This window comes from Pleionea sp. CnH1-48 (genome assembly GCF_024124665.1).
In the GTDB taxonomy this organism is placed as follows: domain Bacteria; phylum Pseudomonadota; class Gammaproteobacteria; order Enterobacterales; family Kangiellaceae; genus JAMXSB01.
In genome coordinates, this window is sequence record NZ_JAMXSB010000007.1 from 82,858 (window position 1) to 106,401 (window position 23,544).

Sequence of the window (23,544 nt, forward strand, 5' to 3'; positions counted from 1 at the left end):
TGTTTGAGCGAGCTTAGACTCATAGAGTCACTCTATAACAATTTGTGATATCTTTCATTTTAGACTTATATTTACAAAGTGAGCAAACAGCTTATCACTTAATAAGTATCAATTGGATACAAACCTTAATCGTATCATCCAATACTTCCACTCAAAAAGAAAAATGCAGGAGACAAGCTCCTGCATCATAGCTTGATTATCAACGACTTAGTTTAATTGGAGGAGGCAGAATAATAATCTGCGACTTCAAGTTAACATTAGCGGTCGTTGTATAAGTTTCATCATAGCACGTGGTTCTTGCCGTAAAGGGTATATTATAGGTTCCTACTGGTGCACTCAAAGAGAAAGTCGCAGTACCGTTACCACCGTCACTAATTGGCGACAAAGTTACCGATGTTGGACCCGAAACTCCAGCAACAATACCTCGTGACACAGTCACGTTACAGGTATCCACGTCTCCAGAGTTAGACACAGTCATGCTTACCTTAATCGGAGAAAAAGGCGTTCCATTCACCGTTTTTGAAGGCATTGACAGAGTCGGTGGTGTTGCGGCAGAAAAGTTTTCTTCTGTTGCTAAAGCAAAAGACTCGCTGCTTGCACCATCAAAACTGCTGCTCCATGAATACACTTTAACAACCGCATCAATGGTATTTGCTGCCGCAACCTGATGCACATTGTCATTACCATCCAGATCCGAGTCATGGGTTGCAGGATTACCTTCATCGTACAAACGCACATTCAAATCACTCAAGTTATGAGCACTGCCGCTTGGACCAGACTCAAAGTTCGCTCGACGCTGCCAAACTAACGTCGCTTTTTCGTTAGTAAACATCTTGCCCTTAAACAACTTATAGTCATCGGCCGTTGCATTATTGTTACGCGGGATCACTGAGTTAACAAAATAGTCACTGCGATTGTAGTGAGATTCCCACATATCGATGTAACCCCAACCGTAGGACTTATCCCAGTGAGAGCCACTGACCTGAACATCGTCACTGTCACTGGAAGTATTTTTACTGTCCCAGGCATCAGCCGTATTAATCAATACCGCTTTTTGAGCCATCGGAGTATGGTTACCGCCGTCTTCCATCAAGATGATCGCACCTGCAACATGAGGAGCCGCCATACTGGTTCCGCTTTTTGAAATAAAATCAGCCTCTGTCGCCCAGTCACTATTCGTCGACATAATGTTAGTACCTGGAGCTGTGATGTCAGGCTTTTTACGATTGCTAACGGTAGGCCCAACACTTGATGATGAACGACGCTTATCATCACTGCGTGATGTCGTGTTTTTATCATCCATGTTGGCAACGGCCATCAGGTTATAGGCAGGCGCAGGATGCGTGATGGTTGGATTGGAGTCATTCCAGTAGCCATTACCAGCCGACTTAGTGACCATAACGTTATAGTTTTGAACGAAAGCATCGTAGAAGGCATCGTTATCATTGTAATCGCTAGAATTTGCAGTACCGTAACCAAGACTATGATTGACCACCTCTGGTCCCTGACAACTTCCAGTAATCATCCACTGCATGTTTGACATGGTTGTAGACTGGCCGCCAGAATTAGCCCAGATCACTGAGTCAACGCCATAGGCAGTCCCTTTATGAGTGCTGTCGTTACTCGCAACAATACCAGCAACATGAGTACCGTGATCGCCAGTCACTGAGCTGCCAGACTTGCTACAAAAAACGATACCCGCCGATGAAAACGCGGGATGGTTTTCTCGCACACCCGAGTCAACAACACCAAAGTCATAGGGATAACCATCGAAGCCAGCGTTATGCCAGGTATTAAACTTCGCTGAAGGAACACTCACATCCAGCTCATAGTCAGCTTCTCGATCGAGGTATACAGCTTTAACGCCTGGATACTCAGCAAGACGCTTTACGGCATCAGCGGCAACAGTCACACCCAAAGCACGACTTAAAGGAATGCGGTTTGTAACTTTGCCTCCCAGCGAGCTGACCATACGCGACATAGCATTAAGTGTTGAAGCCGAGGACTTTTCGATCAAAGTGCCTTTTTCTACCTTCATTGAATCCAATAAAGTATCGAGCTCTTCTTTAATATTAAGGGCCATCGACTGATCAACAAAATTCATCGCCATAGCACCAGACTTGATATGCTCCTGTTCTTCTTTTTCAGAAAGCGACTCTTTGGCTCGATATTTTGTTTGAATCAAGTTTAAACGCTCGGTTAGATCTGAAACCTGAGGTTTGTATCGACTATCAATAGCGTCAAGTTCTTTTTGAATACCTTCGCCTTCAAAATAAACAATAACGTTGACGGTCTTTTTCTGTTCCATTTGTTTAAGCAAATCTTGTTCTAACTTGCTCTCTTTTTGACTATGAAGTGGAAGTGTATAAAGCTCACCATCTTCACCTTTATGGATAGTAGATTGAGCAGAGACTGAAAGTGCAGCAATGACACAGCCAGCAACTGTTGCAAGCTTAAAACTCATCTTTTTCATGTTAAAACTCCGTATAATTTTTATGAATCCACTTCTAACAACATGGTTTCTTTTTACTGCATGTGACAAAGTTCACATTAAAGTCTTCATATAGAAGTTTGCGACTGCCAGGCAGTGTTCAGGATGAGAGCAACCGTCTGACTAAACAGATTGCTTGAGTTGGCTAGTCGTCAAATTGTTTTCATCCTGAAAATTTTATCGTCCTTCGATAAACATCAACCTGACGCCATTAATAATGACACTGACATCTAAGTGACACAATCAGATAAACTCTTGAGTTGATGTGAGAAATAGACCATTCTGATTTGAAATATTATGAAAACAAAAGTTACATAGAATGAAAGCGCTATCCATTTTATTAGGGTAGAATGCTGCAATAATTTGCAACTTAATAAAAAGCTGATGGACTCGATTACAGAGGCTTCCAATGTTATAGTTCAACCAGCTCTCGATAGAACAGAGATAATATTGATTAATAGACCATAGTGCTAAAAGGAACTTAGCCATAAGTATTGGTAAGGGAAAGTGCAACTCGCTTGTTATTTATTCAGTTGAGTGAAATAAAATTAAAAAGTATACAAGGAAACATAATGGCTATTTATGAAGACTTAGATGTGTTTGCAGGAAAAACCATCAAACCTTTTAAAGCAGATGATGCAACATTAAGCGCAGAATACGCAATCCGCGTCTCTGTCGACTATGAAGATGCAGAAGATGGTGTCACTCTGCTATCAGAAGTAGAAAAGCTAATAAATGCTCCCTTTGCAAAAGAACTGACTCATTTGATTATTGGTGAATGGGAAGAATGTTATGAAGACACGCCAGAAGATGCCATTGCTAAGTTAAGTCAATCGGCTGATGCACTCCCTGCATTGCAGTATGTATTTTTTGGTGAAATGACTTCTGAAGCTTGCGAAATGTCCTGGATACAGCAAGTTGACTACAAAGATTTTTTGGCTAACTTTCCTAACCTTGTTCACTTCCAGGTCCGAGGGGGTACGGGATTATTGATTTCTAATTTAGAACACGACAATCTTGAAACACTGATTATAGAAACGGGTGGCATGGAAAAAGAGCTGGTAGCACAAGTTGCAGAATCTTCTCTTCCATCGTTAAAACACCTAGAGCTGTGGCTGGGCGAAGAGAACTACGGCTGGACAGGCAGTATCGAGCAACTAGAATCTATCACTCAGAAATACGCCCCACAATTAAATTACCTGGGATTAAAAAATAGCGAAGAAAGTGATGAGATTGCTCAAATGCTACAGAAAAATCAGGATAGCTGGAGTAAATTGAGCGAGCTTGATTTGTCCATGGGCACGCTAGGCGATGTTGGAGCCGAAGCCTTGCTGTCTTGCGCAGCACTGGATCAACTCCAAAAACTCAACCTGGCCCATCACTATATGTCTGATGAGACCATGGTCAGATTTTCTAGTTATAAAACCCTTGATGTTAATATTTCCGAGCAAGAAGAAACCGATGAGTATGATGGAGAAGAATATCGCTACATCTCCGTTGGTGAATAATTTTCGAACAGTACACTGGGTTGTGATTGGCAACCCAGACAACCGGCGCACACAGTATTTTTGTCAAGCTTTATCAAGGCATCAGCAGACCTGCGTTACGCAGATAAATTATCTTGAGCTCATCAACCACTGGCATCAGTTAGAGCAGCTTCTCACACAAAAACTGTCAGCAATCAGTGGCCCGGTAGTCATTCGTTTTGAATCTCCAGGCGAATCACCACTGATGGAAGACAAATTGATACAGTTGGCGAAAGGCGAAGTAACACTCAACGATAATGGCACTTCGTTTGGAGAGATAAAGAATAACCAGCTTTGGTATGAGGGACTGAGTCAGTTTATTAAAACCATTGATTGTCTTCTGGATCACATTCTAAGCCGAAACACGATATATCGAATGTCGCCGAGTGATGACATCTTAGTGTTATTTGATAAAGAGCAAACAAAGCACCGACTTAGAGAGCTTGCGGTAACAACTATTCCTTCATTCAAGAATATTTTTTGCTTCGACGAGCTGATCGACTTTATGCAAAAGCATAATCAGCAGAGAGTTTTTATCAAACTACGTTATGGGTCTTCAGCTTCTGGTGTTGTTGCACTACAACGACACGCCCGCAAAAAACAGCTGCTCATGACCACTTCGATAGAGCTTGTGACTCATAACAAGAGCTTCAAGTATTTTAATAGTTTGAAAATTCGACATTACCGGGATGAATTCAGTATTAGGAATATCATCAATTACTTATTTTCTATCGGAGCTTATTGCGAACCATGGGTCCCCAAGGCAAGAGTGGGCAATCTAAGTTATGATTTAAGGATCATGACGATCGGCAATACTCCCAGTTTTTCTTTAGCAAGAATGAGTGAACACCCTATCACTAACTTGCACCTTGGTAATCAGCGTTGCGACATTCATTCCTTGGGTCTTTTAGCGGACGACATAGACAATATTAACCGCACAATATCGAAGGCCGCTTTATGCTTTCCAGAAACAACAACCATCGGCTGGGATCTGCTACTTACCGCAAAAAATAAAACGCCCTATATTATCGAAGGCAATGCCTTTGGCGATCTGATTCTGGATGCTTATAATGAGCAAGGCGATCCTTATGATAATCAAGTTATACATTGGTTAAATCATGATGCTGCTCGTACTTGATCTCGATAATACGCTGATCGATAGGGATCAGGCTTATGCAAGCTTCATGCAACAGTGGCTGAAAGAAAAAGCCTTCATGTCCAAACAACAGATAGAGGCCTATCTGCCACAGATAATGCGCATTGATAACCACGGTTATAATGAGCCTTTAGAGGCCTGTGAAAAAATACTCCGTGTGATTGAGGTTAATAAAATATCTGCCGAACAACTGTGGCAAGATTCGCAACAGTTAATAGACTACATTATGCCATCAGACTCTCTCAAAAGAATGTTGGATAGATTAGCGCTTCGTTATCAGTTGGCGTTACTCACCAATGGCTCTTCATCTCGCCAGAGAAAGAAAATTCATAATGCTACTTTAGCGCCTCACTTTGATTACATAGGCGTGTCAGAAGAAATAGGCACCAGTAAGCCCTCAACTTGTGCCTTCACTCATATTTTAGATGCCATGGGAGCTTCAGCAAGAGAAGCCATTTCGGTAGGAGACAATATTCACAACGATATAGAGCCTGCTACAAAAATTGGGATGAAAACAATTCATATTCCTCCCCATAGCTCTCATTACTCTTCACATGCCGACATCACACTTAATCATATATTCGAACTGGAACAGCACTTATTATGATACAAGCTCGTACACTGGCAGGAAGCCATAACGTCATACTGATTACTCTGGATACATTGCGTTATGACGTCGCTCAAAAAGCCTTCGAAGAAGGCCGCTTGCCGATCCTATCTCGTCACATAAAAGAATGGGAGCAACGCCATTCACCGGGAAGTTTTACCTACGCTGCCCACCAAGCTTTTTTTGCCGGCTTTTTGCCAACGCCTGTTGACTCCCCCACCCATAAACGACTCTTTGCTCTAGACTTCAACGGCAGCACTACTATTGACGAAAACACTCTGGTATTTGACTCGGAGAATATTGTTTCTGGTTTTCGCTCGATGGGCTATCAAACTCTTTGTATCGGTGGCGTCGGCTTTTTTAATCGTCAAACGCCTTTAGGTTGTGTGATTCCTGATATGTTTTGTCACAGTTACTGGCAAGAAGAATTTGGCGTCACCGAACGCAACTCAACTCAGCACCAAATAAATAAAGCCATTGAGCATCTAACACAAAATACGGCCCCTTTCTTTCTATTTCTTAATGTGTCAGCCATTCATCAGCCCAACTACTTTTATCGGGATGGCGATAACCGGGATGATAAACAATCCCATCAAAAAGCACTGGAATATGTCGATCAACAACTCGCACGACTGTTTGATTGGTTGCCAAAGCGCGGAGATAACTTAGTCATTATTTGCTCCGATCATGGAACGACCTATGGTGAAGACAACTATCACGGTCACCGTTTAGCACATCCACACGTATGGAATGTCCCTTACGCCGAATTTATTATCGAGTCAAACTTATGAAGTACCCAGCCTCTTTTCCTAAGCAGATTTATCAAGCTTACTCTTACTCCTACCCTCATAAAACAGCTTATCGTCACTTTGAGCATCCCATACCACTCAAAGATGTCTGGCAAAGCGAAAAAAAAGATGCACTGTTTTTGTATCTGCATATCCCCTTTTGTGAGATGCGTTGTGGATTCTGTAATTTATTTACGATTTCAAAACCCAATAATAATTTAGTAGAAAGCTACCTGAGTTCGCTCAGGCTTCAAATTCAAGCAATGAAAACGGCGTTAGGCTCCCATCAGTTTGTTCGATTCGCGATCGGAGGAGGCACCCCCACTTTCCTTTCAGCAACTGACATCAACACCCTCTATGAAGATATACACCAACACTTAAACTTGGTAGATGCGATTCCAACATCCATAGAAACGTCTCCAGAAACCATTTCTCAAGATCATTTGAGAGTGTTCGAAAACTACGATGTCCAACGCGTTAGCATTGGTGTGCAGAGCTTTTCTGAGCGAGAACTCAAAGCCTTGATCCGGCCACAAAAACTGCAACAGGTCGATCAAGCGCTAAAAATGATAAAAGCTTCAAACATACCGATTATGAATCTGGATTTGATTTATGGCGCACCAGGACAGACCTTAAACTCATGGCAAGCAACTCTAGAGCATGCGCTCAGTTATGCACCCGAAGAAGTCTACCTCTATCCGCTATATGAACGAGAAAAAACGGGAATGGATACCGTAAAACAGAGAGGAAAAAGTTCTCTACTCAGTCCGGCACAGGAAGAGAAAAGAGCGTTATACCGCTATGCTCGAGAACAACTGCTGCTAAATAACTACGAACAAATTTCAATGCGCATGTTTCGCAAAAAAGCACTCAACCTACATGAAGGCCCAGTGTATTGCTGCCAAAGCGATGGCATGGTTGGCATAGGAGCAGGCGCCCGGTCCTATACTCAAAATATTCATTATTGTTCTGAGTACGGCGTATCTAGAAGCAGCGTTAAGTCGATCATCGAAGACTATACTCAACTCACCCAGTCAGACTTTGAGCAAGCTCCCTATGGTTTCCATCTATCAGAGCAAGAACAGAAAAGACGATTTCTGATGCAGTCTCTGTTATTGAAACAAGGGTTCAATTTATCCGATTACTACCAACGGTTTTCGACTCAGGCTCTGGATGATTTTGACCAACTGGATCAGTTGCTCGAAACTGATCTGGCAGAACGTCATGATAACCATTTAATGTTAACGGACACTGGCCTCGAACTTTCGGATGCCATAGGCCCGTGGTTTGTTTCGGATAAAGTTAACCAGCTAATGCAAGAATATTCCGTCCTATGAATTTAAATATTTCGTACCGAGGCTTATTACATAGCTGTAACTATTCATGCCATTATTGCCCCATGGCGATGACATCGGAATCTAAAGAACAAAAAGAGAAGGATCGCGCTGCTCTACAGGATTTTTTTCAGTGGATAGTACAACACCCTCAGCATCGCTACAGAGTGTTAATTACTCCCTGGGGAGAAGCTTTGGTACGACGCTGGTATAGAGAAAAAATGATACAACTCTCTCATCTATCTCATGTTGAACAAATAACAGCACAAACCAATCTAAGCAGAAAACCAGACTGGTTACAGGATGCAAATAAAGAAAGCCTCTCACTCTGGGTAACTTATCATCCAGAGCAAGTGAGCCAAGCTCAATTTCTGCAACATATTGACCAGCTAGAAGCCCTCAATGTTCGTTACACTGTGGGTATGGTTGGAAAACCAGAATACCTCGAAGAAATAAACGCCATGCGAAGTCTGCTGCCTGAGCATCGATACCTCTGGGTTAATGCCTACCGCGCTAAAGACAAGTTATACTCGCAAGAGATGCTAGAGCAGCTTAATCAGATTGATCCTCACTTTGATGATAACAACTGCTCCTACTCGTCATTGAACAAAGCCTGTGATGGTGGAGAGTCCAGCCTGTTTGTCAACGGTCATGGAGATATTCATCCCTGTCACTTCGTTGACCAAAAGTTAACTTCCATTTATGACGAACACTGGGAGCAAAAACTGGCACCACAACATTGCCCTAATCAAGAATGTAATTGCTACATCGGTTATATCCATTTAAGAGAGCTGAATATGAATGCTAAATATGGCAAACAACGATTAGCAAGAATTCCCATTGAATTTCAAAATTAACGCTTTTATGTCATATCAATTTACATGTTCACCATCTTGAGGTACAAATTGACAACAGGCTTCTGGCAGCACTCAACTTTGGTCGTCGTTCATCATGCATCCATTAGAAATTACTAATGCTCGCAAAGTATTCAATCAGCACACTGCGATTGATAAAGTCAGCTGCGTCTTTCCCGAAAAAACCATCACAGCCATTATAGGCAAAAGTGGTTGCGGAAAATCGACACTGCTCAAGTTACTCAATGGGCTCGAATCCCCTGACGAAGGCGAAGTACTTTTTTTGGGGCAGTCTTTGCAAACGCAAAATATCAATGATGCAAGAAAGAAGATGGGATACGCTGTTCAAGGAACGGGGTTATTTCCTCATTTGACGCTTAAGCAAAATATCACTCTGGTTGCAGAGTTAGAGCAATGGTCTACTCACGATATAGAGCAACGCCTAAACTTTTTATCAGAAATCGTTCAGCTCGAAAGCGACTTGCTGACTCGCTACCCTCATACTGTGAGTGGGGGGCAGCAGCAACGAGCAGGTTTATGTCGAGCCATGATGCTAAAACCAGACATATTATTGCTTGATGAAGCTTTTGCTGCCGTTGATCCCATTACTCGAGTAGAGATTCATCATCACTTGCTGGCTCTCCAATCTCTGGAGCCTCGATGTATTGTTATGGTGACTCATGATATGAGAGAAGCCGAATTACTCGCAGATCGATTTCTTATCATGAAAGCCGGAACAGTAACGCAACAAGTAACACGCTCAGATATAAAAAAACAATATCCAGAAAGTTCTATAGAACAATGGCTACTGGAGTCGCTATGAGACACTATGTCATCATACTTTTATTGAGTATTTTTACAGCCTTCACCGCTAGTGCAGCCAATAACAAACCACTGGTCATTGGCTCCAAAGCCTTTATGGAAAGCCACATCCTGGCAGAAATCGCAGCACAACTGCTGGAACACAATGGCATACCGGTCAAACGAGAGCTGGGACTTGGCGGCACACTCATTGTTTATGAAGCACTCAAACAAGGCAGTATCGATATTTATCCTGAGTACACTGGCACCATAGCAACCGCTATATTAAAACAGTCCGAAACCTCTCAGGAATCTATAAGAGCGTCATTAGCTCATCACAAACTGGCGTTACTGGCTCCGCTGGGCTTTAACAACAGTTATGCAATCGCAATGAGCAAAGAGCTTGCTCAACAATACAATATAAAAAACATCAGCGACTTAAATCAATATCCTCAGTTGCGCTGGGCACTTTCTTTAGAATTTCTAAAACGTCAAGATGGCTGGCCATCCTTACAACAGCACTACCAACTGACAAACTCCGTTAGTGGTATAGAGCATGCTTTAGCCTATGCCGCTATCCAACAAAATAAACTGGATGTCACCGATGCCTACACAACGGATGGTGAGTTAGAACAATATAAGCTCGCACTATTGCACGATGATCGAGACTTTTTTCCTGCGTATCATGCTGCCTATCTGGTTCAGGAAGATTTGCCAATGCCTGTCGTCAATCTGTTAGACCAGTTAGCTGGCCGCATTACCGACGATCAAATGCGCAATCTAAATTACCTGGCAACCCAACCGAACCATACTCCAGCCAGTGTAGCGCGCCATTTCTTGCTCACAGAAAAACTGATCGCTCCTAATTCAGACGTTGGTACCAATGCAGATACTTCAACATTCGACCATACATTACAGCACCTCTACCTAACATTATTTGCTTTGGTTACCGCTTGTTTGTCAGCCGTTCCTTTGGCCCTTCTAACCTATCAAAATCAAAAATTGAGCCGTTTTGTTGTTTATAGTACTGGACTACTGCAAACAATTCCCTCACTTGCTTTACTCGCACTCATGATACCCTTATTTGGACTGGGTGAAACACCTGCCATCATTGCTTTGTTTTTATATTCTCTTTTGCCGATAGTACGTAATACTTTAAATGGTTTAAATAATATTGATCCATTACTAAAACAAGTTGCTGATGGTCTTGGGTTGTCTCCAAAGCAACGCTTATGGAAAATAGAGTTACCCCTTGCCATTCCCTCGATATTAGCCGGCATAAAAACGGCTGCCATCATAAATATCGGTACCGCGACATTGGCAGCCTTTGTGGGCGCAGGAGGTCTGGGAGAACCCATCATCACTGGGCTAACACTCAATGACCATCAATTGGTATTGCAAGGAGCCATTCCTGCTGCACTGCTTGCATTAACAACAGAGTTTATTTTTGAAATCATCGATAAAAAGTTATTACCTGCGCACCTGAGACGCAAGTAAACTCAGCAAACAAACATAGAAAAATGAATACGGATGGTGTTTCGTGACTAAATTATTTGCTTTGACTTAGCTTTTTAATTATAAAGAAGAACGCTCGATCACAAAGTACCGGATAGACTGCCAAAATGGTGAGCAAGATAGAATCAGAGATGGAATCTTATGGTTAGCTCGCTTAATTACTATTTGTGCCGGTTAAATAGCATCATATAGTCGGCTAAAAAATCATCGATAGCCTTCTCCCATCATTGAGAAGGTATGACACAAGCACCAGGGATATGAAATTAATTAAAAAAACACGTCTTCATTATCAAGACGATCGTTCCGATAAAATATACGAAGTCGATCTTGTTGAAACAACGGCAACAAAAGACAAACGTTTTCTGGTTAATTTTCGTTATGGTCGATCTGGCCATAAGCTTAGAGAAAGCACTAAGACCACCATTCCGGTTACCCTCGAAGAAGCCCAACGTTTATTTGACAGCTTAATCGTATCAAAACTCAATAAAGGCTATATTGATATTTCGGAGGCACCGAAAACGCCACCAGTAACAGAAAATGCTAATGCAACCGCTCTCCCTTCACAGGCAGTTAGTGAAACCCAGGTAAACACCCTGCTAACAAGACTGAACAGTGAAGCGGTATCCAAAAGACGTTCCCGAATTATTTGGCGTTTAGGCGAGATTGGCGCCTCTTCCGCACTGAGTGCCATTAAAAAATATATCGGAAGCGGTCACTGGCTAGAAGACTATTCGATCACCTGGGCTATCGGCCGTTGTGGTTCACACGACGACTTAGCCGATCTGGAGCATCTGACTCAGAGCAAACATAAACATGTTAGTCAGTTAGCTCATGAAGCCTTACTTTGTCTACTTGAACCATCAGAACGACAAGCTCAGCTTAATTCACAACTGGCATCGCTGCCCGAACCAATTAAAGAACATATTTCGGAACCCGCTGATCGACTCTATGGCCATCTTGATGCCTGTTTTAGTGAAGCGGCTAATAAATCCTATAACGACTGGTTAGTCATTTTATATCAAGCGACACTCATCTACCCACAACTGCATACAGCACTGCTGCAGTTGTTACGCAAACTACCGATAAAGCCAGGTTATTTTAAAGGCATTCGCCATCTCTATAAAATCGCAGAGATGAGACAAGATGCAGCCATGCTAGGCATACTGGCATTACGCTTTGATGCAACAAAAGCTTTTTTTAATAATGAATATGACTGGACTTACTTACCTGACGTCGGCAGTTTAACGCCGTCAAAAGAACTCAAGAAACCCAATGCTCGTCTCGCCTATTCAGGTAAGACACGAACTTATTTTCAACGTCGAACCCTGCGTCAATTAAGACGACTGGCTGCCTCGGATGATCCAAGATATCTAGATCTCGCAACGGGAATACTCACTGCTATCACCGATGAAGACGCCGTACCTGCCAAAACGATAAAATATTATGATTGGAGTTCTGGTGGTTATACCGACATTGAATACGGCCCCTTTGCACACTTTTTGGCATTTAACTACATCATCTATGGCAATAGCAGCAACTACAGATTAAAGAAAACCAACAGAGCATGGATCAAGACAGGTGAAGAAACTCATCAAGAGCGCACCGAAAACCATCCTCAGATGTGGGATAGAAATCCCGAAAAAATCATTGTCCTGTTATTAGAAAGTCGATGTTATCCAGTCCATCAGTGCGCACTGAGAATGCTGCAAGAACATCCCGACACCATAACTAAGTTAACAGCCGGTCAACTGGCAAAGTTACTCGAGAAACCCTACCAAGAGACAGCCAAACTAGCTCTCGAGCAAGTGAAAAACCGTCTTTCTGGAAACAGCTTTAACAAAGCGCTGAGTATTGCACTACTGAACTCAGTTCTTGATGAAGCCAGAGAGCTTGCCACTCAGTATCTAAACAATACGCTCGCTCTTTGGTATCAAGATGAACAACTTCTATGTGAAATACTGGCTTCAAAACATAAAGAGATTTTAAACTGGATATCGGAGATCGACTATCCGACTCTCGAGCCGACGATTCAAATACAAATCCTTAAGCAGCTTATAGCACATTACCAAACTTTATCAGCAGTGCAACCAGAGCAAGTGGATGCATTGATCCATTTTGCAGAAAAGAACTTACCCCAAGCACTGGCTGAAGTAGAAGTATTTACAATCAGCCATCTACTAAAGCAAAGTTCGTTAGGTTTAAGGTATTTAGCCGCTCAACTAACACTAAAAAGCCAAATTCCTTTTGAAGCTATTCCAACCGAGATTTATCAAACCATCAGTAGCTCTGCAGAAACATTGATTCGCTCGGTGGGTATTAGCTTGCTTGGTAAACAAAGTGACGATAAATTACTGCTGCAACCTAATACTGTACTCACCATCTTCCTTAACGGTGAATCTGAAGAACGGCTCGCTGCAGCAACCATCATACAACGTTTGCTCCAAGCCTCATCAGACTTCGGCGAACATACAACGGACACTTTTGTAAACGCAGCTTTTCGTGGTGAGGCAAAGCCCGGCTTACACGATGACTTGGTAGAATTATTTAAAGCTAACTTGTCGCCCTTTTGGAATACAATCGATAAAGATCAACTCTGGCGCATGCTACAAGCTCAATCTCAGGCAGCTCAGCGTATTGGTGCTATCGTATTATCATCACGGGAAGCATCGGCTTACAGTGTCAAACAATGGGCCATATTAGCTAACCACTCCGATAAGCAAGTGAGACTCTGGAGCCATGCGGCCTATCAAAATCATCTCCCCAAAATAGCGGAAGACGCTCGCAATGCCTTAAGAATTTTTGATAGTCAGTGGCAGGATACTCAAACATTTGCCGAAGGCTACTTCCGCAAGCAGTTTGATGACACTCACTGGACACCTGAGCTGATTGTCTTTCTATGTGACAACAACAATGACCACGTACAGGCCTTTGGTAAAGAAATACTACAGACTTTCTTTGAGCATGAACAAGGACAAGAATATCTGGAAAAGTTAAGCCAGCATCCATCAGAGAATGTTCAGCTCTTTGCCAGTCAATTTTTGCAGGACTATGCTTCTGGAAAAACGGACATCATTCTGGAGTTAAAGTCTTACTTTGTTACGGTGTTATCACAGGTTAATAAAGCTCGAGTTTGCAAAGACCGAATATTTGCCTTTTTAATGACAGAGGCCAACGACAATAGAAAAGTAGCAGAAATGGTAGCCGATATATTCACTCGCCAAAGCATTACCCTGGTTATGAAGGATAAAAGTACACTGATCCAAAACTTGTTAAAACTTAAGTTACGTTATCCGGATCTCTCATTACCTCTGCACTACTCAACCAAGCCAATATGGCAGTCTGCAAAGGGAGCCTAGAATGGAATTTCGATATCGTTATCAAGGCTCCAGTAAAGTCTCAACAAACTCAGCTAACAGCCAGCTTTCTTTTAGTCCTGACAGCCTAAGAGAACCAACGTATTTTGTTGGTAAGCTGCATCAAAAGCTAGCATTCCGAGAAGCCATATCAGCTTTGCACAACGTAGTCATTTCTGACATGCGTTTTCAGCCAAGAGATTTAACGGAGTACAAAACCTGGCTGGAATCAGAAGAACAAAGAATGCTCGCAGAGTTTATTGCCAGAGGCTCTGAAGCCGAAGCCAAAGCCACCGCACTTCGCTCAGAACTCAGTAAACTGAATAGAGATAGCTACGAGGTTCTTAAACCTTACTACGAAGCACAGAACAAATACTTTAAGTACCTTTATAAGCATGATATGGACGCCTGGTGGGTACTAGATCCCGTGATTACGGTGCACCCAGACGAAATATTTTTTGAGTGCTTCTCAGAAGACGAATCAAGCTACGGCAAACTCAGTTGTCGGCATGATGTATTTAAAGAAATTAACGAACACGCATGCGGCACGACAAACATCGATTATTCTCAGGGGCTTTACGACGAGTTTCAGAAAATTCGTAACTATCGAGAAACCGAACTCAAAGTAGATCCCGAAGGATTCGCGGTTAGTACTACTGGCGAAGACACTCATGAAGAAAAGAAAATCGATCTTCCAGAAAGCTGGGTAAGAGGCTTTTTGCAAGTCAGTTCAGCGATGACTTTGCCGCTAGTTCAATTTGATCTGCATCCGATGGATATTCATAACTTATGTTATTTATTACGAAGAAATAAAGAACGTGTTGGTCCTAGAGCTTTGCGTTATGAACTGACGCCTGGCGAGCCCATTGTCATTGTTCTAGAACCCTGGAATCATAAAATTGTCTGTTCGCGCTCAATTTATCAAGGCTCAAATGCAGCTCATATTAGAACTTGGGGACGGCGACGTTTGCATATTTTGGAAAGACTGATCCCTGTTGCTAATAAATTTACCGTTTATCTAACAGGTGATGGCTTGCCTAGCTTTTATATTGCCGATCTTGGAGACATGGCTTTTACATTGGGTTTGTCAGGATGGACGGCAAATAACTGGTCGCATCTTGGTAACTTCGACTTAATGGCACCTCGTGGTGATGTTGATGAAGTCACACTAAAACGCGTTTATAGCGCCTTGTTAGAAAACTGGGTTGAGTCATCGAGTAGTCTGGCACAACGATTAGGACTCGAAGAGCAAGTGGTCAAATCGGCACTTTCTCGTTATTGCCAGCAAGGCCAGGTGCTTTATGACTTACAACACGAATGCTATCGCATTCGAGCGTTGACTCGTGAAGAGCTACCTATGTCATTGCTACGCTTTGCCAATGAAAGAGAAGAAAAAGCCAATCGTTTTGTTGACCATAACTTAGTGACTGTGACGCAAAAAGATCACTCTCACAAAACGCTTAATCTGTCAGGGAAAGTCATGGACAATGCTGTCGAATACTCACCCAAAATACAGATTGATGATGATAATCGTATGACGCAAGCCAGTTGCGATTGTCATTTTTATCATGAAAATAAATTACGTAAAGGCCCTTGTGAACACATGTTGGCATTACGAGCTTGCTACCAGCAACAAACGGCATAACAAGCAAAATTAATCATGAAGAGGTTTAACTTAATCAACGACATTGATATACTGAGTTTTGACTGTAGTGTGATGAAGCTACCTTGCAACCCGAACGGTGGATCGCCGTTCTTGCTTATAGACCATTCACGCGTTACTGACCCAATCTTTACTGGGCCGTACTGCACCACCTATCGCTATTGCGGTATGGCTTCGGAGAAGCCAATGAGCGATAGGTGGTGCGTACGGCGTCGAGTTGATTGGTTCAGTTCTGAGAAATTCTACGAAGGCATTGTTCTTCACACTACAGTCAACTTTCTTTTATTTTGTGTCAGTCGATTATTTATTTTCTCTCTCTTCTTTTATTTAGAGCATTACCGGATTACGTCAAGTAAACCGAGCTCAACAAATCTGTAGTCGGATACTTTTATCATGGCAGAAACCGATAATAAAAAACTTACTCGACAAGAAATTTATCAACGCATACGCGAAACGAGTAAAGATGAGTACATACTATCAGAAATGAAACGTCTGGGCTTTTGGCCCGACAATGAAGAAAAGCCTCAGGTTGCTGCAGAGCTGATAGAAAAAAAAGTCGCTTTGAGCAAAGAGCTGCATGAATTAGGTAAAGAAATTGCACTTTATGAAGATCCTGAAGCGGCTCTACAAGCTCTGCACAAGCAACGAAAGAAAGAAGCACTAGAAAAACGTGAACATACGCGTCAAGAACGTAACAGAATACGCTTCGAAAAAGCGCAAGCCTGGCACCAACGTCAGCAGAATGAGATCACCTACATTGGCGAGGGTATCTCCAGAGGCCTCGGCGACAAAGAACAAGATCTGGAGCGTCTGACACAACAACAGCTTCCTGAGTTTTCTGATGAGCAAGCCCTGGCCTCCGCAATGGGTATTAGCCTCAATGAATTACGTTTTCTTTGTTATAAAAAGAAAGTGCACACAAAAAATCACTATCAACATTTTTCAATCCCTAAAAAAACCGGAGGCACCCGAGAAATATCGGCTCCTATGCCTCGCCTAAAAGCTGCACAGTATTGGATTCTTGATAACATTCTAAAGAAATTACCTTTAAACGACGCAGCCCATGGTTTTATCGATCAACGCTCAATAGTCAGCAATGCTCAACCTCATGTTGATAAAGCCATTGTTATTAATCTGGATTTAAAAGACTTTTTCCCGACCATCACATTTCGGCGAATCAAAGGTGTGTTTCAACAGCTGGGTTATAGCGAGCACATTGCCACCTTACTGGCTTCGGTTTGCTCAGAAGCTAATGTAGAAATGGTCGAGCTGGATGGCACTCATTACTTTGTAGCTACAACCGAACCGAAACTGCCGCAAGGCGCACCTACCAGCCCGGCACTCAGCAATCTACTCTGCCGCAAGATGGATCGGCGTCTGCAAGGTATCGCGAACTCATTAAACTTTACCTTTACACGCTATGCTGATGATCTCACTTTCTCGACACAAGCTAACAATGAAGCAAGCATTAAAAAGTTGCTTTGGCGCGTTAGGCAAGTTGTGAAGGACGAAGGCTTTGCTATTCATCCCGATAAAACTCGAGTCATGCGCAAGCACAAACAACAAGAAGTTACAGGCATCGTTGTTAACAAAAAGCTCAGTGTTAATCGAAAAACTTTAAAGCAATTTAGAGCACTACTTCATCAAATAGATAAAGATGGCCCAGACGGTAAATCTTGGGGCAATGGAGAGTTGTTTTCCTCAATCACCGGTTACGCTAACTTTGTTACCATGGTGGCGCCAGAGAAAGGACAAAAACTAAAAGAGAAAGTGCGGCAAATTAAAGCTAAGTACTCGGCTAAGCCTCCTCAGCAACGTTCTGCTAAATATCCAAACTTGCGACAGCAAGCTGCGGCAGGAAAATTACCAGCAGAAAACTGGTGGCAGGCAAAACCCAAGACAGCCCCAGATAAGGAACTTACTGCTGAAGAAATTAAGGTACAAAAACAGAAAGCTAAAGCGGCTCAATCTGAAAAGCCAAAGCCACACACTGCACCAGAAGAGCAAGTTACCAGTCCTGTTGCTAATGATCAAGACGCTCATGAAAACATCGACAAGATGGCACAAACAATGAAAATGATAGCACTGTTGTTTTTGGCTTTGTTGGCATTACTTTATTTTGCCAGTTAATGTGATAAAACTAAGGTCAGCAAGTTTATGCGGCATAGTCACCTGTTTATTACAGGTGACGCCTCATCCTTAAGCTATGACTTCCTACTCGCCGCCGCTCATTCATCCATTGATAATGATTAGCCATCCTTAGTTTACTTGCCTCTATTCCTTTTCTCGTTTTACGAAACAGAGAATATTTAAGTCCTTATCAACAATAATCCTTCTCCTCTATCGTGTTCACTCCTTTGTAAACGTTTCCTGCGCGGTGCGGCGTAGTGTGCATAAAGCAAGAAGCAATATCAGTCCAAACCACTCCAGGGAGCCACCGCCACCACGATACCCAGAGCGGTACTTAACTTGCGCAACCGATTTGTTCTCCTTTACTTTTTCTTTAAATTGTTCGAGAGATTTCTTTAAATTGACGCTCATGGCACTCATTGCATTATCAAAGCTCTTTGAACTCATAGTTTGATAGGTTTCTTCAGCCGAAACTGCAGTATGTATTTTTTTTGTCGTATCGATCCCAGGTGCACGAAACAGCAACTTTCTTGTCGCCACATCAAATACAGCAGTATCGACAAAGGTTTGTACGTCGGTGTTATCCCCAGGAATAATATAGGCCCCCACAATCGTCCAGTAAGTTAATGCCAGGTTATTTTGATGGTTGTTGGCAATTTGGTCATAAGATACCAGTGCAATCACATCTATATTGTATAAACGAGAAAGTTGCTCAATGGTGTTAAATCCTTTGCCTTGTCGCATATAAATATCAGGAATAACTTCGATATGTTCAATAAAGGCTTCCGTTTCAAATTGCTTTGCAACGTTAGTTAAAAGCTGATTTTTTTTTGCCTCAGATAATTGATTATGTCTGGAGTGCTGTGATGGTACGAAAGCGATTCCCACTCTTAACGGCAATGACAGCTGAGGAATAGCGTCGGCCCGATGAGAAGGTTGCTGACCATCGGGATAAAGAAAATCGACCAGACTTGCAGATTGACTGTGGCGACCACCACCAAAAGAACAAGCGGTTAAAACAAAGATAAAAAACATCCCTACTAATACTTTAAACTGGCGCATCATAACGCTCCGTCTGTTGTTGTTGGGCTTAGTATTCCCTCCCGAATCAAGAAAGCCAACCCAGCTGAACTAAGTCGAATAACAAACAACCTTAAGTATCAAATAAAGCTACTCCCCCCCCTGAATAGCCGATATAAGCGAATAAACCAGCTATATAGTTTAAAAAACAGCCTCTTTGAGTGGCCAAAAGCAGGGCGCTCTGAACTTGTCCCTGTTTATTCCCCAACTTATGGGGCGAATTTGCAGAGGGTTGATTACAATCAATACAGAACAAAAGAAAACTGCTGAGGATAAAATGAAATCAATAATACTCTGTCTACTCACTATCATGACGGCTCAGATATGGGGTGACGAATCGAAGCTAAGCGCACTGACGGGAACTTATCATTTAAAGCAACCAGAGCGTTCTCCCGCCGGACAAACTAGCCAGCTTGCGATAGAATACGGTCAACTTAACGGCAAGAAAGTGCTGGTAACTAAAGCCTGCAATCAATGCCCTCCTGCTGTCTACAGCTATCAGGAAGAGCCCAGTAACACATTGGGTTTTCCGGTGTTTTTTAATTCAATGGGGCTCTATGTTCTTGCCTACAAACCAGGCACCCTCATCAACCTGTTAGCCGACGCCCAGTTAGGCAATAAACCTTGGAAGCATTTTCGCTACATCAACATCTACAGCCAATCTAAATCCACTCTAAGCACGCTAACCTTAGAGCAGGCAAAGAGTTTTGCTCTTTCAGCCTCAGAGCAGATCATTAACGGTCCAGCGGTTAAGCAAACAGCACAGGGAACTCATGAGTATTTTCTGGCAGTTCCCATGACTCACGCAGGAAAGAAAGTACAAAGTTATCTTATTCCGCCCCCTCAGGCTCCAGATGCTGATGTGCAAACCTACATCTGTGAAAACTGCGCCTTTGATAGCTGGCTTTATCTCCCTGAGGAGAGCAAGGTTGCTGGCGTGCCAGTGTATTCAGGGAGCCGAACCACTAACCTTTATCATCTGCCCAACGGCACCTACCTTTGGACACGTATGCAGTCGCCTCTGGGTGATGCTCAATGGGGAAAACACGATTCCTACAATGTGTTTGCTAAAGACCGTCAATTTTTACGCCGTCTACTTAACAACAAGGCCGAGCAGAAAAAGTTAGATCAATGGCTTAGCCAACTAACGACTAAAATAAAAACCTATCGCGACCAGCAACGCCAAGAAAGAGACACCCAAAAAATCAGCCAACAAAGATTACCTGAGCAAGGTCTAACAGATGCCAACTTCGAACAACAGGCGCTCTCCTCGGCCCGAACACGAGCCAAACGAGAAAATTGGAAGGAGACCATCACGCGAACTTATTTCACTGGGTCTGACTGGTCTATCTTACGCAATCGTCTAACAGGCATTATTACAGGGCGGTCTATTGCTGGCATAATAGTTATGCAACGCAAAGATGGTTTATGCAGCTTTCACTATGCACAATTCGTCCAGGCATACGATGGAAGCAACTACACAACAACCTATTTATCGGGTTTAACCCCTGGTCAAATCAAACTTCATTGCGATAAAACCTAATAATTTGTTAAATATTTACACTTTGCTCGCTCATTAGCACGTGAGCAAAGTGTAGAGTTTTTCCCACTTCATTAGCTGATTGAGAAATCAATCATATTTACCTAACAAATTAGAGGGTAATATGTTGATAATCCGTACAGAATGCAGCGAATGAATGTTCACCGATCTTGCAACTTCAACAAGTACTAAAACTCGTTTGGTCAGCAAACCCTGATAGATACAAACAACCAGCTACTTATTCATACAGTAGTTGTTTCATTTAGCACTCTCTGTAGCACGAAGATACCGTGGCCATACAAGCATATTGTATATTTCAAGTTGAAATCTGCGGCCAAAACTGGTTATATATTGAGCTGTTTTTATAACGACGCAACCTGAAAAACCTGCCGTCTGTCACTCGGTAGCTTTCATTCTACTTTAGATAGTGCATATTTATTCTGTCTGGTAATGACGGTACTCAGGTTTTGTAATTGAAATAACTACTCTGTGTTTTGAGAGTGGATTAATTAATCAGCTTTTTCAATTAGTTAGCTGTTTTCGGTTGGTTTTAGCACTCAATTTATTTAGGAAGCAAGATGTCATATCGTGATCCAATGGCCTCTCTGGAATTAATTTCAGAAGACATCCATAGCGTACTCAATCAAGCTATGGCCCAAATAGAGGCTTTTCATAATAGCAATCACACAGGAAGTGAGCTTGAAGATGCCGCAGTAGAGTTACATAAACTAAGAAATATTTTTGCGCTTCTGGATATGAAAGGCGCTCACCAGTTAATTAAAGACATTCTGGCATCCATTAATCAGCTCTACGCAGAAGGCGTCTCTGATTCGATGATGGAAGCAATGGGCTACTCACTTTCTATGATTGGCCGTTACGTAGACTTCATGTGCCATAAACCTTTCGATCTTCCAGAGCTTCTATTCCCTGCTCTTAATGAGTTTCGTAAAGAATGCGATCTACCGCTTTTCAAAGAATCCAGTTTCTTTAAGGCCGATCACCACAAAATGCGAGAAACAGTAAAAGAGACTCGCCTGGAGCGTTATGACGCTGCCGAAAAATCTCGACTGTTTCGACAAATGTATCAAATTGGTTTGATTGAAGTCATTCGCAGAACCAATGTACCTGGCGGTCTGAACATGATGGGACGCGCGTTAAAACGACTGGATGAACAATGCGGTTGCTCTAATAGTCCCAACCTGTTCTGGATCGCTATAGGCGTGATTGAAGGCTATGTGAACGGTGGTTTGATCATAAACCGCGAACGCATCAAACTCTTTTCTAAACTGGATCTCCAAATCCGCGAGTTAGCCAAAGTCAGTGATGAGCTCAATTACCAGAATCGAGAGTCTGCCGACGCTCTGACTCAAGAGTTGCTTTATCTTGTTTCTCTTTCGGAATCTGAAGACATGACAACTCAACAGTTAAAGTCGCATTTTGAATTGAATGATGTCAGCATTTCTGATCGTGTTATTCATCAAGAATATTTACTTCTTAAAGGACCTAGCTACAAAGATTTTGAAGCCTTGTTTGATACCTTGCTTGATGATGTTACCAAAATCCATGCGCATCTGAGCGCCTATCAGGCCGGCTCTCGCTCAACCGAAAGCCTGATCCCAATCAAAGAACACCTCGAACAACTTTATAAACTACTTAGCGTACTCAAAATGTCTGAAGAAGCTGATGCGATTAAACCTTTGGTCGACACAGCGGAACAGCTATTACGTAGCAACGACGAAATGACAGAAGAGCAACGACTCTACATGCAGACTGCGCTTAAAACGATCGAGCAAGCATTAAAAGCGAAAAGCCGCGCACCGTTAAAAGGTGATGAAGCGGTGACTAAGTCAGCACTACCAACAGAGCACATTGCCCACTGTAAGAATGCCAAAAAGTCACTGCATCAGGCATGTCAAACTCTAGAAGACTTTATCGCTTACCACAATAACGTAGCCTTTATTAAGTTAACACCCGAGTTGCTAAAACAAGCAGCAGAGTCATTATCAAAACTGAATGATGGCGGCTACTCAAAAATCGTTTTAGAGTGCGCTCAAGTGGTTGAAGACTTCTTGTTGATCTACCCAGAGTCGATTCACAAAGATGCACTCCAACTGATGGCAGACATCCTGTGTAGTGTCGAGTTCTATCTTGAGTCGGCAGAAAAAGGGCATCGACCTAATCCACAAATTCTCGACTTTGCTTTAGAAAGCATGGCTAAATTAGATTTGTACATTAAAAAAGCCAGTAAAATTTTAGCCAAGCAAGCGGTATAAGCTTTAAAATACCAGAGACATTCATTGTCTCTGGTATTCATTTCTCTTCCTTTTTATCTCAATGCTCTAAACATCGGTCACTCTTTCGCTAACTTTCTCGGCCAATCACGCAAAGATCACGACCAAGTCACATAGTTTACAAGCAAATACCTTTAATATTGTACTTGTATACTCAATTAACGAATTGAGCTCATTCTCGCCTAGAGATACACGATTTTACTCACTCAACCGATTCTTCCTCGGTTAACTCTAAACTAGATAATTAGTTTATTTTCAGGATGGCAATTTGCCATCCTTTTTTTTGCCTACAGAAAATTGCTGCCACAAGATTTTGCATGTACATTTTTTAAGCTTAACTTCTTCATCAAAACCTCATCACTTTTCGTCGAAAATCTCAAAAAACACTTAACTTCTCACCTCATTATCTCAATAA

15 protein-coding genes are annotated in these 23,544 nt (G+C 42.4%); 13 read left to right on the plus strand and 2 right to left on the minus strand.

Annotated elements, in window-relative coordinates; translation table 11 throughout:
* Nucleotides 1–199: 199 nt before the first annotated feature.
* The gene (locus NH399_RS12375; protein WP_253040543.1) at nt 200–2,473 is read right to left on the minus strand and encodes a S8 family serine peptidase; all 2,274 of its coding nucleotides are present in this window, start codon (nt 2,471–2,473) and stop codon (nt 200–202) included.
* Between the two features lie 590 nt (nt 2,474–3,063).
* Here NH399_RS12375 and NH399_RS12380 point away from each other — a divergent pair.
* From NH399_RS12380 to NH399_RS12430, 11 genes are all read left to right on the plus strand, one after another.
* Complete coding sequence (locus tag NH399_RS12380) at nt 3,064–3,999, plus strand: STM4015 family protein (protein ID WP_253040544.1); 936 nt, start codon at nt 3,064–3,066, stop codon at nt 3,997–3,999.
* Nucleotides 3,959–5,155 carry an STM4014 family protein gene (locus tag NH399_RS12385; protein ID WP_253040545.1) on the plus strand — a complete coding sequence of 399 codons (1,197 nt, stop codon included), beginning with the start codon at nt 3,959–3,961 and terminating at the stop codon, nt 5,153–5,155. Before NH399_RS12380 ends, NH399_RS12385 begins: the two co-directional genes overlap by 41 nt.
* Entirely contained in the window at nt 5,136–5,780 is a 645-nt protein-coding gene (locus NH399_RS12390) for an HAD family hydrolase (protein ID WP_253040546.1), read from the plus strand. The genes NH399_RS12385 and NH399_RS12390 overlap by 20 nt, the downstream gene beginning before the upstream one ends.
* The gene (locus tag NH399_RS12395) at nt 5,777–6,571 is read left to right on the plus strand and encodes an STM4013/SEN3800 family hydrolase (protein WP_253040547.1); all 795 of its coding nucleotides are present in this window, start codon (nt 5,777–5,779) and stop codon (nt 6,569–6,571) included. Before NH399_RS12390 ends, NH399_RS12395 begins: the two co-directional genes overlap by 4 nt.
* Nucleotides 6,568–7,905 carry an STM4012 family radical SAM protein gene (locus tag NH399_RS12400; RefSeq protein ID WP_253040548.1) on the plus strand — a complete coding sequence of 446 codons (1,338 nt, stop codon included), beginning with the start codon at nt 6,568–6,570 and terminating at the stop codon, nt 7,903–7,905. Before NH399_RS12395 ends, NH399_RS12400 begins: the two co-directional genes overlap by 4 nt.
* A complete protein-coding gene (locus NH399_RS12405) occupies nt 7,902–8,759 on the plus strand; it encodes an STM4011 family radical SAM protein (protein ID WP_253040549.1) in 858 nt (285 codons plus the stop codon). Before NH399_RS12400 ends, NH399_RS12405 begins: the two co-directional genes overlap by 4 nt.
* Nucleotides 8,760–8,853: 94 nt before the next feature.
* A complete protein-coding gene (locus NH399_RS12410; RefSeq protein ID WP_253040550.1) occupies nt 8,854–9,579 on the plus strand; it encodes an ATP-binding cassette domain-containing protein in 726 nt (241 codons plus the stop codon).
* On the plus strand, nt 9,576–11,054 hold the full coding sequence (locus NH399_RS12415) for a glycine betaine ABC transporter substrate-binding protein (RefSeq protein WP_253040551.1): 1,479 nt from the start codon (nt 9,576–9,578) through the stop codon (nt 11,052–11,054). The genes NH399_RS12410 and NH399_RS12415 overlap by 4 nt, the downstream gene beginning before the upstream one ends.
* A gap of 275 nt (nt 11,055–11,329) precedes the next feature.
* Entirely contained in the window at nt 11,330–14,428 is a 3,099-nt protein-coding gene (locus NH399_RS12420) for a WGR domain-containing protein (RefSeq protein WP_253040552.1), read from the plus strand.
* A gap of 1 nt (nt 14,429) precedes the next feature.
* Nucleotides 14,430–16,070: an SWIM zinc finger family protein gene (locus NH399_RS12425; protein WP_253040553.1), complete on the plus strand. Its 1,641-nt coding sequence runs from the start codon at nt 14,430–14,432 to the stop codon at nt 16,068–16,070.
* A 411-nt stretch (nt 16,071–16,481) separates the two neighbouring features.
* On the plus strand, nt 16,482–18,218 hold the full coding sequence (locus NH399_RS12430; RefSeq protein ID WP_253040554.1) for a retron St85 family RNA-directed DNA polymerase: 1,737 nt from the start codon (nt 16,482–16,484) through the stop codon (nt 18,216–18,218).
* Between the two features lie 219 nt (nt 18,219–18,437).
* Here NH399_RS12430 and rhlP read toward each other — a convergent pair whose 3' ends face one another.
* Nucleotides 18,438–19,283, minus strand: a complete 846-nt coding sequence (gene rhlP, locus NH399_RS12435; protein ID WP_253040555.1) for a rhombotarget lipoprotein — start codon at nt 19,281–19,283, stop codon at nt 18,438–18,440.
* A gap of 292 nt (nt 19,284–19,575) precedes the next feature.
* On the opposite strand from rhlP, the gene NH399_RS12440 reads away from it, so the two are divergent.
* Together NH399_RS12440 and NH399_RS12445 are read left to right on the plus strand one after the other, a co-directional pair.
* Nucleotides 19,576–20,841: a hypothetical protein gene (locus NH399_RS12440; RefSeq protein ID WP_253040556.1), complete on the plus strand. Its 1,266-nt coding sequence runs from the start codon at nt 19,576–19,578 to the stop codon at nt 20,839–20,841.
* A gap of 575 nt (nt 20,842–21,416) precedes the next feature.
* Nucleotides 21,417–23,111 (plus strand): hypothetical protein, encoded by a 1,695-nt coding sequence (locus NH399_RS12445; protein ID WP_253040557.1) that lies wholly within the window; start codon nt 21,417–21,419, stop codon nt 23,109–23,111.
* The last annotated feature ends 433 nt before the right edge of the window (nt 23,112–23,544 follow it).